This is a genomic window from Ralstonia flaminis (assembly GCF_958415495.1).
GTDB lineage: Bacteria > Pseudomonadota > Gammaproteobacteria > Burkholderiales > Burkholderiaceae > Ralstonia > Ralstonia flaminis.
The window spans coordinates 91,409-104,167 of sequence record NZ_CATZLL010000011.1; the positions used below are offsets into that span (position 1 = coordinate 91,409).

Below are 12,759 nucleotides of genomic sequence, written 5' to 3' on the forward strand. Positions count from 1 at the left end.
GCAGGGCACGGCGAGTGAGGGGCGCACACCATCGATCCGGTTGGGGCGCCGCGCGTGGGTCGAGTCCGCCGCTTGGCCGTAGTGGCCGTGGCATCGCTGGGCAGTGCCTGCAAGCGCGTGCGGGCACTCCTGAGCGCGGACTGACCCGTACGCGCCGTGCTCAGGGAGGCCATTGCCATGGTGGGCGAGATACGGATTGCGCCAGAGGTCTTGCCTCCCGTCTGCGCCGCCGTGCTGGCGGACCGCTATCTCGCACCTGGCGAGACGACGCGCGAGCACGTTTTCAGACGGGTTGCCCATGCATTGGCGGCGGCAGAAGCGCCCGATCGACGTGCGCACTTTGCGCGCCTGTTCTACGCCAACATGTTGCATGGTGCTATCGGGGCGGGGCGCATCATGGCGAATGCCGGCGTGGCCAGGCAGGCTACGATGGTGAACTGCTTTGTGCACCCGATTGTGGGCCCCGGTGTGCAGATCGCGGCGGCCAGCGACATTGAGCGGGCATTGTCGCAGGCACAGGTCACGCTGCGCATGGGCGGCGGCGTAGGCTACGACTTCTCACCCGTGGCCCCACGCGCTGCGCTGCAAGCGCAGGCTGGCACCGGCAGCGTGAGCGAGGTCATCGAGCGCTTCGATCATGCTTGCAAGTCGCTTGCACTGTCCAACACGCGCGGCGGTGCACAGATGGCCGTGCTGCGTTGCGACCATCCCGACCTTGCCTTGTTCGTCCGTGCCAAACGTGAGCGCAAGCGCTGGACGACCTTCAACATATCGGTTGCCGTGACAGACGCCTTCATGCAGGCCGTTGCCGACGATGCGTTATGGCCGCTGCAACATCGTGCCGAGCCCGATGCGATAGCGCGGGCGGCTGGCGCACACCCGCTTGGCAACGGAAACTGGTGCTACGCGACACTGCCCGCACGGCAGCTTTGGCGCGAGATTGTCGAGGCCGCACATCACAGTGCGGAGCCTGGGCTTCTGTTCATCGACACCATCAACGCAGCCAACGACCTTGCCGAGGTCGAAACCATTGTCGCGACCAATCCTTGTGGTGAACAGCCCCTGCCGCCGTGGGGCAGTTGTGTGCTGGGCCCGATCGATCTGTCCCGTTGGGTCGAGTGCCCGTTTGGAGTGGGCGGGCAACCGATGTTCGACTTTGTCGGGCTGAGCCGGTCGGTGCAGGTACAGGTGAGGATGCTCGACAACGCGATCGACATCACGCGCTGGCCGCTGCCCGAGCACATGCATGAGGCACACGCCAAGCGCAGGGTCGGTGTGGGCGTGACGGGTCTGGCCGACGCGCTGACGATGATGCGCCTACCGTACGACGCGCCGCACGCGCGCCACCTTACAACCCAAATTGGACGGTGCTTGCGCGACAACGCTTACGCAGCGTCTGCAGCACTGGCGCAGGAACGCGGGCCGTATCCGCTGTTCCGGGCCGAGCGCAGCCTTGCGCCGGGGCATTTCGTCGCCGCCTTGCCCAACGCCGTGCGCGACGCGATTGCCCGGCACGGATTGCGCAATAGTCATCTGCTGTCGCTGGCGCCCACCGGTAGCGTGAGCCTGGCTTTTGGCGGTAACTGTTCCAGCGGGATCGAACCGGCCTTTGATTGGACGTATGAGCGGCGCGTGCGCGTTCAGCATGGCCCGCCGCTGCGTTACCGTATCGAGAACCACGCTTATCGATACTTCCGGGCCGTGCATGGCGGCCATGCTGCGTTGCCCGACTACTTCGTCACCGCAAGACAGGTCGACGGTATGGACCACCTACGCATGGTCGCTGCGCTGCAGCCGTTTATTGACGCTTCGATCTCTAAGACGGTGCTTGTTGCGGGTGGGGTGTCGCCCGCCGAGGTGGGGGCGTTGCTATTTCAGGCGTGGCAGTTGCGTCTCAAGGGCATCACGATCTTCCGGCCGGATCCAGCATTGGATGAAGTGCTGTCTATGCTGCCGGTAGCCGAAGGCCGGCCCGCATGTTTCTGCTGAGCACATCGAGCCCATTTTTTCCATGAGATGCAGGGTCACCAGCGTTCCGGTTGATGCCCATCAACATTCAACGGCGCTGGCTGGCTACGCTCGAATCAGTTGGGCGATGTCTCCCGACCCTTCCGCGTTCTTGAGGTCAATGCCATGAGCGAAGCGATGCTTCTTTCCTACGAACCGGTGCGCGCTGAACCGCCCAAGCCGACTGCAAACACCGCACCTGCTGCCATTGCACTGCCACCGCCGCACCTGGGTGGCGGCGCGGTGCTGATGGCCGCGCTGGCCCAGCGCAAAAGCGTGCGCGCGTTTGCGCAGACCCCGCTTTCGCTCCAGCAGCTCAGTGAGCTGCTATGGGCGGCGGACGGCATCAACCGCCCCGAGACAGGGGGACACACCGCGCCGTCCGCACACGGCCTGAACGAGATCGACATCTACGTTGCATTGCCCGAGGGCGTCTATCGCTATGAAGCGGAGCCGCATCGGCTGCGACTCAAGCACGCCGTGGATGCACGCAACCTGACGGGCTATCAGGACTTTGTGGGTGCGGCGCCCCTGGATCTGGTTTACGTGGTCAACCACGCACGCGCCGACCAGATGCCGCCATCGCAGCGCGAGACCTTCTCTGGCGTTGCCGCAGGTGCTATCTCGCAGAACGTATCGCTGTACTGCGCTTCGGCCGGGCTGGCGTGCGTGGTGCGCGGGTGGCTCAACCACCGACTGTTGGCCGAGGCCCTGTCACTCAATGAAGATGAGATGCCGGTGCTGGCGCAGACGGTGGGGCACCCGGTTTCTGCATAAGGTTGGCAAATGAACTGGGCCACACTCTTTCTCCCACGGTGCTGCCTGACTGCGCTGCTACTTGCGAGTCAGGCTGTCATCGCGGCTGAACCCGGCATCGGTGCGACACCGGAGGTTCGATTTCAGAACGAAATCGCCTATATCTCGGGCGGTATCGGGCGCGACGAGCGTGACGCCATGCACGCGATGGCCGGCCGGTTCAACGTCCGGTTGAACGTGGTGTCGGCAAGGAATGGTGAGGCGTTGTCCGACATCGACGTCTCCGTGGTTGACGAGCACGGGAAGCCACGGCTTCACCTGCTCATGCCTGGCCCGCTGCTGTACATGAAGCTTCCGCACGGGCGCTACCAATTGACGGCAGCGTATGGGCGGGCCGTGCGTACTGTTCTGCTGCGCGCGGGAGCGCAACCGGTTGACATGGTTGTTTCATTGCCTGCGGAGACTGAGCAGGAAGAGTGGCTCCTGTGCAAGAGGGGATGTGCTCAGCGCGGAGCCCGCGCGCCTTCCGGGCGATAGGTGTTGGCCCCCCCGGGGCGCAACCGGCTGGCGCTGCGCAAACAACGCATACACACAGACGAGGTTGGCATGACAACAGACCGTATCGCGCTCATCACCGGAGGCATGGGCGGCTTGGGCGAGGCTATCGCCGTCCGCCTGCACGCACACGGGCACCGGGTGGTGGTCACCCATTCGTTGGGGAATGCGCATGTGGCTGCGTGGCTTGCGGAGCAGCAGGCCCATGGCCGTGCGTTCCAGGCATTCGCCGTGGATGTGGCCGACTACGAGGCCTGCCAACGATGCGCGGCAGAAGTGGTGACAAAGGTCGGCCCGGTCGACATCCTGGTGAACAACGCCGGCATTACGCAGGATGTGACTTTCAAGCGCATGACGCTTGAGGCCTGGCGGAATGTCCTGGCAACCGATCTGGATTCGGTCTTCAACATGACCAAGCCGCTGTATGACGGCATGATTGCGCGCGGATGGGGCCGCGTCATCAATATCTCGTCGGTCAATGGATCAAAAGGCGCGTTTGGTCAGACGAACTATTCCGCGGCCAAGGCCGGGATACACGGTTTTACCAAGGCGCTGGCGCTGGAGTGCGCGGCCAAGGGTGTGACCGTCAACACGGTATCGCCAGGCTACCTTGCCACGCGCATGACGCGGGATATTCCGGAAGACGTCATGCAGCAGCGCATTCTTCCTCAGATCCCGCTGGGCCGTCTTGGGCGGCCGGAAGAGGTGGCCGCCCTGGTGGCATTTCTGTGTACCGAAGACGCCGCCTACCTGACCGGAGCCAACCTCGCAGTCAACGGTGGCCTGCACATGCAGTAGCGCTGCCGGGCGCCCGATAGGCTTGAGCGACAGCGCTCCAGCATGGATTACGCCTCCTCTGTCCGGCAGCTCGGCTGACCTGCGTGCGGCCGGTGTTTCTGCTCGGTGTCTACCAGCATGCGTTCTATGTGCGTGAAAGCCTCGTCAAGCGCAAGATAGGCGTCCTCGTTCGAGGTCTTGCTGGAAATGTGCGTCTGGTGCGGCGTGGTGACAATGACATGGACATCGATGGGTTTGCCTTGGTGCTGATGCTTCGCGCCCAGGGTCAGGCTGACGCGGCAGCGGGTGATGTCATGACGAATGTGGACTAGGCGATGGGCCCGCTTGACCACGGCGTCTTCCACCGATTTGGAGTGGGGCACACCTTGAAACGAGATATCGATCGGCAGGGACACAGTTGGACTCCATGAAGCAAGGCAAAAGGCGAGGATGCGAAGCACACTGGTGTGCCCGACGTGTTGCTTGAAGCACCGAAAACGCGGCCACCAGTCAGACCATTCTCAATGGCTTGGGCCTTGGACTGTTGACCGGGATCAACTCGCCAACGGTTCGATCCGATCCGTTGCTGCGGGTGCACACGCCGTCAGTCCAGATCCAGCTGCGGGTAGTCGGACAGCACGCTGGCCCGCGATCGACAGGCGCGTAATGGGTCGTCGGGCCCGAGCCACGAGGCAAGCACGTTTACGCAGACTTCCCGGAACTGCGCGGTGGTCACCCCAATCCGGTTGGCTGCTGCTGCCCAGTGTGAAAAGACTCTTGCATGCACCTGCAGGTAGGCCTGGCGAACCACGGGGTGCCGCGGGAACATGCCGTCGGCTGTCGGAAATTCCGGGCACCTGAGATACAGGTTGAACCAGAAGAGCACTGCGTATGCCCGAAGAATCTCATCCGTTGATTCGCAGCATGTGGGGTCGAAGGCCACGCGCGGGAATGGACAAGGTGTTGTGCAGAAACGTGCCTGATTCATGGCGGCATTCCTCCAGGCTATCCAGCGTGAAACCGTTGCGCGTACGCCGGTTGCGGTGGCGGGCTGCCTGCCGACTCCACCGTAATCATCTGGTCGAGCCTGCAGATGCCGGGTAGCGCCAACAGGGCGGCTTTCAGGCCCGCGAGCGGACGGGCATCCTGAATGTGTCCTGCCAAGCGAACACGCCCGCGTACCACGCTCACGGTCAGGTATTCCGCCAGGGCGGGAACAAACCAGCTCGCGGCGGTTTTCGCAAGTACGGCGATGGCGCTATCGGCCAATAGGGGACCCCGGGAGGCATGCACCGTCGGCGTGATGGGATACGCCGACACGCTTTCGCTGGCGCGTTGAACCGAGGCTGCGGCATCGGGCTCAGGATCGGCGGAGGGAGCGGTGTTCATGAGCGGTGCATCGTCACGAGTGGAGCCTTCCTTGAATCTAAGGGATGCGTGAAGCGTGCATTTGACCGAGAGCAAGGCGTGATCCATTGGCTGAAAATGAGAAGAGTGTGGCGGCTACATGGTCCCTTTCAGCAGTGCAAGCAGCGCGTTCAGCGGGCGGGTGTTGAGCACGTCAGCCTGTTCGAGCCATCCTCGACGCGCCTGTGTGACGCCAAACGCCAGGTTGGCGAGGTCGGCTGGGCTGTGGGCGTCCGAGGCAATGCTCACCAATACGCCCGTGGCTTTTGCCAGGCGGCATCCGTAGTCGGATAAGTCAAGGCGAGCGGGTTGCGCGTTGGCCTCAACGTAGCAGCCACGTTCCGCAATCGCTTTCAACACCCGTTTGAGATCCACGTTGCAGGCGTTGCGTTCGCCGATCAGGCGGCCCAGGGGATGCGCCAGGATGCTGAAATGCGGGTGGTCGATCGCGCGGAGGATGCGGGTGGTCTGCTTCTCCATCGGCAAGATGAAATGGCTGTGAACGGCGCCAATGACGAGATCCAGACGCCCCAGCACCGCGTCGGGCAGATCCAGCGATCCATCTTCGAGAATGTCGACCTCGACGCCCTTGAGCAACACCGGCCACCCTTCGTGTTCGGCGTTGAAACGATCGATTGCATCGGCCTGCGCGGCCAGGCGTTCTGCTGTCAACCCATGGGTGACGGCTATGCGTGGCGAGTGGTCGGTAATCGCCAGGTACTGAAGGCCTCGTCGGCGTGCCTGTTCTGCCATCGCTTCCAGGCTGGCGGTTCCATCGCTGGCGGTCGTGTGGACATGAAGGTCTCCCTTGGCGTCGCGCTCTTCCACGAGGGTAGGCAGCATGCCTTTGCGTGCGGCCTCGAGTTCGCCCTGGTCCTCACGGAGTTCGGGGCAGATCCACGGCAGACCGACGGCGCGATAGACCGACGCTTCGGTTTGCCCGGCGATACGTTCGCTGTCTCGAAACACGCCGTACTCGTTGATCTTCAGGCCCTGCGCCTGCGCGATCTTGCGCAGCGCGATGTTGTGGGGCTTCGAGCCCGTGAAATACACCAGCGCCGCCCCAAAAGCGGCCGGTTTCACAACCCGCAGATCGATCTGCATGCCGTTCTTGAGCACGACGCTGGCGCGGGTTGTACCAGCGGAAATCCGGCTGGCCACCTCTCGGTACTGGACAAAGTACTCGATAACCAACGCGGCGTTCCGGGCCGTTACCAGCAAGTCCAGGTCGCCGATGGTATCGAGACCTCGGCGGTAACTTCCCGCGACGACAAGCTGCTCCACCGTGCCGCTTGCCTGCAGATAGCGTGTCAAGGCTTCGGCGCACGGCTTGGCGACGACAAGACCGTAACGGCGATGACGCTCCAGGCGTGCGCTGACGGCCTGCAACAAGCGCTGTTCGCTCTGAGTGCCAAAGCCGTGCAGTGCTCGAATTTGATGGGTGGTCGCCGCCTTGGCCAAGTCATCCAGCGTGGTAATCCCCAGTTCGTGCTGCAGCATGCGGGCCCGCTTCGGGCCGAGCCCCGGCAACTGAAGGAGTTGGACCATGGACTGCGGGACCTCTCCACGTACCCGGACGAGCATGGAGCAGGTTCCTGTTTCAACAATTTCCCGCATCTTTGCCGCGAGGTCGGTGCCGATACCCGGCAGCTCGGCCAAGTCCGCGCCGCGCGCCAGCATGACATCCACACCTTCGGCCATTCCATCGATGACGCGTGCGGCGTTGCGGTAGGCGCGCACCCTGAACGGGTTGGCGTCTTCAACCTCAAGAAGGTCAGCGATCTCGTTGAAGACCGTCGCGATCGTTTGGTTCACCTGATGTTGAGCTGGAACCGTCTGCAGCATGGGAGAGCCTCAACTTTGCGGAACTGATAGGCAGCGCACAGATGTCTCATCGTTTCATTGATTCGTGAATCCGGGTTGCGCGAGATCAACCCTGCAGATGCACGCCCCCGTATCGTGATCACAGATCAAAGGGGGTTCCATGGTCCAGCTGCTCATCGTTGCCAACGTGGTCGTGTTTCTCGCAGAGATCTTTGCTGGAGATGCGCTGATCCGCACCTTCGCGTTGTGGCCGCTGGTAGCGTCGGCGGGTGATGGCAATGGCGTGTTCATGCCTTGGCAGCCGCTGACCTACGCTTTCCTCCACGCAAATGGCGCCCATCTTGTGCTCAACATGTTCGGTCTCTACATGTTCGGGCGCGATGTCGAGCGCACGTTAGGTGCGCTGCGCGCCTGGCTGCTTTACGTGTCCAGCATATTGAGTGCCGCATTGGCTCAAATCGTTTGCACAGCGCTGGGGTTCCTTCCAGCGGCGCCGGTGATTGGCGCTTCGGGTGGCGTGTTCGGACTGCTCCTGGCGTATTGCGTACTGTTCCCGCATCGAACCGTCATTCTGTTGATTCCGCCCATTCCGATGCCAGCCTGGTTGCTGGCGACCCTCTACGCGATCGTTGAACTGGTGCTTGGCGTGAGCCGAACACAAGGCAATGTCGCGCATTTCGCCCATCTGGGCGGCATGGTTGGGAGCGGGCTGATGCTCTGGCATTGGTTGCACGGCCCAGCGCGGGAATCATAGGGCGGGCGTGTGTTGTCTCAGCGCTATCCGTAGCGTTTCAAGCTGGAGGCGCACAGCGCCGTTGTTGGGTCGCAAACGGTGTGGAACATGCTTCGCGACGGCGTTCCGCTGAAGGGCGTCCACCGTGCCGCCAGCGCAGAGACGGAGGTCTTTCTGGGGCGGCAGCACCTTGTCTTCTGTCTTGTTGCGCTATCGAGCCCACTCCACATGCAGTTCGGTTGCGGCGTTGCCGTAATTGAACGTCAGTCGCCCCTGGAACGCATGGTGGATTGCGTGGCCGATGTCTCGCGCCAGGTGGAACCCTGTTGTCAGGATTTCGGTGCTGTCTGCCGTCGACTCCACCGCCATGATGCGCTCCATTGGGTGGTCCGCCCGCAACGCCGCTTCGCGATGGCGCGCGAGCATGAGGACTTCTTCCCGATGGGCCGCTTCAAAGTGACCTGACAGACGGATGCGTGCTGCGGGCACTTGGTCCGCCGCGCGCCGGCAAGCGGAGCAGACCATCGTCTTTGCGCCGGGAGGCGGATTGCGCCACTGCCAGCGGCCCTTCAGAAAGACGGCTCCGCAAACCGGGCAGCAGCTTGCTGCCGGGGTTTTGTCGGGTTGGCGGTAGTGCTCATGGATCGGCTCTTCGGAGAAAGGGCTCCAGCGTGCCGGCCGGACCCGCCCGGATTGGGAACGCAATTTCATGTTGACTCCTGTTGATCGCAGTTCTGCCGATGCGCAGCGCACTTCGATCTGGAGCGAGCGGTCGGTCATTTCTCAGCTTAGCCATCGCAACGCATTGCGGTTTGGGCTGGATCAAGCAAACCTCCCACGCGCGTCAGGATGACGGCCGTCAACGCGCCAGGCTTGGATAGAGGCGCGTGGCAACGGCCAGCAGCACCGCGAATACGCCGATCATGACGCCAAAGCTGGTTGTGATGCCGTAGTTGCTGACACCCCCGACGATCATCGCGCCACGCAGCGTATCGACGAGGTAGGTGAGTGGGTTGATCGTGGCGAGAACCCGCAACCAGGGCGGCATGAGGTCGAGCGGGTAGATCGCGTTCGAGGCGAAGAAAAGTGGCATCGTCAACACCTGGCCGATGCCCATGAAGCGCTCACGTGTCTTCACGATGCAGGCAATTACCAAAGAAAACGTGGAAAAAATGCATGAGCCGATGAACACGCTGCAAATGACAGTCACGATAGCCAGCGGCTGCGTGCGCACGGAAACGAGAAGCGCCACGGCAATGAGGTAGACGACCATCGCCTGAACGAGGCCACGCAGGGCAGCAGCGAACGCCTTGCCAAGTACCAGAGCACTGCGGTGGGCAGGCGTGACCAACAGCTTGTGAACAATGCCCAGGTCGCGCTCCCAGATGATGGCAATGCCGTAGAAGATTGAGGAGAACAGAATGCTCTGCGCCAGGATGCCCGGCGTCATGTAGTCGAGGTAGCGCAGTTGGCCGGTGGGAATACCGCGCACGGCGCTGAACACCTGGCCGAACACGACAAGCCACAGCACCGGTTGGATGGCGCGAGAGAGCAGCTCGGTCGGATCGCGGCGCAGTTTGCGTATCTCTGCGTCTGCAACGGCGAAACTTTCGTACAGGACACTGAACATTCGTCACCCCAGTCGTCGGATGGCACTTCGGCTTTCGCGAATGTTTCGGTAACTGCCGCCATGCTCGATCACTGCGCCGCTGAAATGTGCGAATACGTCATTCAGGTCTGCCCCGGGGCCCACTTGCGATTTCAGTTCCTCAGGCTTGCCGACGACAGCGAGTCGGCCTTCGTGGAGCACCGCCAGACAGTCGCACAGTACGTCGGCTTCTTCCATGTCGTGCGTTGTGATGAGGATCGTCACCTGGTGGTCCTGGCAAAGCTGCTCAAGGCGCTCCCACACGGTCTTTCGCGCCATCGGGTCCAGGCCAATCGTCGGCTCGTCGAGGAACAGGATCTCGGGGTGGTGCAATGTTGCTTGCGCTACCTCCAGGCGGCGGATCATGCCGCCTGAATAGGTCCGCACGAGGTGATCGGCCACATTGCCAAGCCCCGCGAACGCCAGCGCCTCCTGTACGCGCTCCTTGCGGCGGGCACCATGAAGGCCGTGCAGGCGAGCTGACAGATCCAGGTTCTCACGCGCAGTCAGCGCGCCGTCGGCTGACAGCAGTTGCGGCACATACCCGATACGGCGCCGCACCTCGACAGGGCTCCTGGCTACATCGAAACCGGCAACTCTGGCCGAACCTGAGCTGGCATCGAGCAAGGTCGTCAGGATCTTGATCGTGGTGCTCTTGCCCGCGCCATTCGGGCCGAGCAGGCCGAAGATCTGCCCTTTGGCGATGGCCAGCGAAAACCCATCGAGTGCCACCACACTACCGAATCGCTTGGTCAACTGCTCCGTGACGATTGCGGGGGCCTCGTTGCTATTCGGGGTGGGCGTTCCGTTCATGACGTGGTGTATGCGGCGGGCGTGTTTCTGGGCCATCTCAGGGGAGCGCGGGCTTCCAGCTGTCATCCGGGTCATACACCCGCATGCGACGGGCGATGTCAGCCGTGTGCGGCCCGAGGTTCTTCTCGTAGACGACACCGTTTTGATTGACGACGAATGTCATGACGCCGGATGCACCAAACGCCGCAGGGAAGGCGAGCAATGCAAAGCCGCGCGTCATGTGTCCGTTGACAACGTAGTCGTGTGCGCCACCCGGTGCATGGGCGCCCTGCTGCGTCAGAATGCGAAAGACATAGCCATGAAATGGCGTGACAGCTACAGCAGCCGATATGGAGTGACGTTGGGCATCTGCGATCGCGATGAGTGGCCCCATCGGGCTTTCTTCCTCGCCGGCCGAGGCGACCCAGTAGAGGCCATCGTGCTTGCCGGGTGAACTGGCAATACGTTGGGCGAACTCGGGCTGCCCATCCACGGTGCGATGCGATGCGGCATAGCGCAACTGTGCTTCAACATATGCGCGGCAGACGCGGATGGCATGGGCCTCGTGATGGCCGATGCGCCGGTCAATGATCTGCTGCGCACCGGCTTGGGTATCAAACTGCCATTGCGCGCCGCGCATTGCCAACGGAATCGGATACGGCCAATCGTCCTTGCCAAGAATGATGACTGCATAGCCCGCGCCATCGGTTTCGATTCGATGCGCTTCGTCGTACGCTGAGGCCAGTTTGCTTCGGGCGATCTGTTCTCCGATCGGGTCGCCGGACCGCACCAGCTTCGCCCCACCTGGGCCGAACAGTGCGAGAAGGGCATCGCTATTGCCGCTGCGCCAGGCAGCGGCCAACGCCTCGGCGGCCTTCTCGGGGGAAGCGAAGCCCTGCTGCAACTGCCGGTCGGCCCATGATGACGGGCACGTCATCCAGGCTGCCAGCGCCACAAGAAGGATGGCAAGACGGCGCAGGCACGCCACTTTGCAAGTCTCTCGCATCATCGTCTCCTGCCGCCGCCAGCGGGTGCGGCGTGTGGCGCGGCACCTCTGAACGAGGGCGCGCTTGTTTGCGGTGCGGCCGACATACGGCTGGCTTGCCCACGTTGCGCTTGGCCGCGCACGTCGGCGCCGTGTCCGTACGACTCGAATGTTGGTGGGTAGCTTGGCGACGGTGCACGCGCAGCCGGGCGCGCCGTAGGCGCCTGACGTGGCGAGCTCCGCGGCGCATCGAGCGCCGGGCGTGCAGGTCCCACGGGAGAGGGGCGAATGACGGATCCGGCCGGCGTTGCGGAGGGCATCGGATAGCCCTGGAAACCACGCCGCACATCCGGTGAAATGGCAGCACCACCGAATCGCCCCGCTGGTATCGCGCTCGGATAGGGAACGCCGTGACGATGCCCCGGGTCATGTGCCCAGATACCGCTGATGGGAGCGCGATGGTGGTCGATATTGCCGAAGCGCCCGCGATCAATATCAATGCGATGGCCGTGCCAGTTGACGTGGTCCCAGCCCCACAGCGGGACGACCACCGAGAAACCGACCCAGCCGATACCGAGCCCGCCGATGACCACACCACCCCAGATATCGGGAAAGAGGTAGGGCGGGTACGCGGGATACGGCCAAGGCGCATAGACGACGTAGGGATCGTAGACCGGAACGTAGACGACTTCAGGATTGGTCGGCTCGATGGTGATGGCACCGTCCTCTGTCGACACAATCGCCTGCGTGGTCGATGCCAGTGTGCCGGCAGCGGCGGCACGACTGCGTAGACGTTGGATTGAATCCATCACAGCCGCCTCGTCCGCCAGGAATGCGTTGCCCACGCGCTCTGTCCAGTCGAGGTTGTCATCCATCATGCGCAGCAGCCCCGGGAACGGCACCAGCGATTTCACACTCGGGTCCCATGGCAGCGGTGCAAGCGCGTTGGTCAACGAATCACCGCCAAGCGCGGCATGGCTGGGCTCCTGCAGCCAACGATCGGCCTGCACCACTTCGAGCGGATACGTGGCCGCCATGAGGATCTGGGAGACAAGCGGATCCGGGTACAGCGCGATTGGCGCCAACAATGGATCGAGCTGTTCGGCACTGGCCAGAGGCGGGTCGCTTAACAGCACGCCAGGTTGAGAGAAGGCCACGTTGAAGAGCAGCAGCACGAGCGCCAGGGCCACTGCCATCGGCTTCACCGATCTCGCGTTCATCGACAGCCTCCTCACCTTCACGACATTGGAGCAGCGAGCCCTTGGCGGGCCTGTT

General features: G+C 62.9%; 14 protein-coding genes. 5 read left to right on the forward strand and 9 right to left on the reverse strand.

What is annotated here, in order from left to right; all coding sequences use genetic code 11:
- Positions 1-177 precede the first annotated feature (177 nt).
- The 4 genes from R2N11_RS17330 to phbB all read left to right on the forward strand — a co-directional run bounded on the left by R2N11_RS17330 (position 178) and on the right by phbB (position 4,116).
- Complete coding sequence (locus R2N11_RS17330) at positions 178-1,989, forward strand: adenosylcobalamin-dependent ribonucleoside-diphosphate reductase (RefSeq protein ID WP_316681759.1); 1,812 nt, start codon at positions 178-180, stop codon at positions 1,987-1,989.
- 144 nt (positions 1,990-2,133) lie between these two features.
- Positions 2,134-2,784: a nitroreductase family protein gene (locus R2N11_RS17335; RefSeq protein ID WP_199030486.1), complete on the forward strand. Its 651-nt coding sequence runs from the start codon at positions 2,134-2,136 to the stop codon at positions 2,782-2,784.
- Positions 2,785-2,793: 9 nt separating this feature from the next.
- The gene (locus R2N11_RS17340; protein ID WP_199030485.1) at positions 2,794-3,300 is read left to right on the forward strand and encodes a hypothetical protein; all 507 of its coding nucleotides are present in this window, start codon (positions 2,794-2,796) and stop codon (positions 3,298-3,300) included.
- Positions 3,301-3,369: 69 nt separating this feature from the next.
- A complete protein-coding gene (gene phbB, locus R2N11_RS17345) occupies positions 3,370-4,116 on the forward strand; it encodes an acetoacetyl-CoA reductase (protein WP_199030484.1) in 747 nt (248 codons plus the stop codon).
- Between the two features lie 47 nt (positions 4,117-4,163).
- Here phbB and R2N11_RS17350 read toward each other — a convergent pair whose 3' ends face one another.
- From R2N11_RS17350 to polX, 4 genes are all read right to left on the reverse strand, one after another.
- Complete coding sequence (locus R2N11_RS17350; RefSeq protein WP_316681760.1) at positions 4,164-4,511, reverse strand: HPF/RaiA family ribosome-associated protein; 348 nt, start codon at positions 4,509-4,511, stop codon at positions 4,164-4,166.
- 188 nt (positions 4,512-4,699) lie between these two features.
- Positions 4,700-5,083, reverse strand: coding sequence for a hypothetical protein (locus tag R2N11_RS17355; RefSeq protein WP_316681761.1), 384 nt, complete (start codon positions 5,081-5,083; stop codon positions 4,700-4,702).
- Between the two features lie 17 nt (positions 5,084-5,100).
- Positions 5,101-5,484 carry a hypothetical protein gene (locus R2N11_RS17360; RefSeq protein WP_316681762.1) on the reverse strand — a complete coding sequence of 128 codons (384 nt, stop codon included), beginning with the start codon at positions 5,482-5,484 and terminating at the stop codon, positions 5,101-5,103.
- Between the two features lie 114 nt (positions 5,485-5,598).
- Complete coding sequence (gene polX / locus R2N11_RS17365) at positions 5,599-7,347, reverse strand: DNA polymerase/3'-5' exonuclease PolX (protein ID WP_316681763.1); 1,749 nt, start codon at positions 7,345-7,347, stop codon at positions 5,599-5,601.
- A 139-nt stretch (positions 7,348-7,486) separates the two neighbouring features.
- Here polX and R2N11_RS17370 point away from each other — a divergent pair, with 139 nt between their 5' ends.
- Entirely contained in the window at positions 7,487-8,080 is a 594-nt protein-coding gene (locus tag R2N11_RS17370; RefSeq protein WP_316681764.1) for a rhomboid family intramembrane serine protease, read from the forward strand.
- A gap of 189 nt (positions 8,081-8,269) precedes the next feature.
- Here the strand turns inward: R2N11_RS17370 and R2N11_RS17375 are convergent, their stop codons facing one another.
- From R2N11_RS17375 to R2N11_RS17395, 5 genes are all read right to left on the reverse strand, one after another.
- Positions 8,270-8,839, reverse strand: coding sequence for a BCAM0308 family protein (locus R2N11_RS17375; RefSeq protein WP_316681765.1), 570 nt, complete (start codon positions 8,837-8,839; stop codon positions 8,270-8,272).
- A 79-nt stretch (positions 8,840-8,918) separates the two neighbouring features.
- The gene (locus tag R2N11_RS17380) at positions 8,919-9,689 is read right to left on the reverse strand and encodes an ABC transporter permease (protein ID WP_316681766.1); all 771 of its coding nucleotides are present in this window, start codon (positions 9,687-9,689) and stop codon (positions 8,919-8,921) included.
- Between the two features lie 3 nt (positions 9,690-9,692).
- Entirely contained in the window at positions 9,693-10,520 is an 828-nt protein-coding gene (locus tag R2N11_RS17385; RefSeq protein ID WP_316681767.1) for an ATP-binding cassette domain-containing protein, read from the reverse strand.
- 37 nt (positions 10,521-10,557) lie between these two features.
- Positions 10,558-11,505, reverse strand: coding sequence for a DUF2950 domain-containing protein (locus R2N11_RS17390; protein ID WP_316681768.1), 948 nt, complete (start codon positions 11,503-11,505; stop codon positions 10,558-10,560).
- Positions 11,505-12,704, reverse strand: a complete 1,200-nt coding sequence (locus tag R2N11_RS17395; protein WP_316681769.1) for a DUF3300 domain-containing protein — start codon at positions 12,702-12,704, stop codon at positions 11,505-11,507. The genes R2N11_RS17390 and R2N11_RS17395 overlap by 1 nt, the downstream gene beginning before the upstream one ends.
- Positions 12,705-12,759 lie beyond the last annotated feature (55 nt).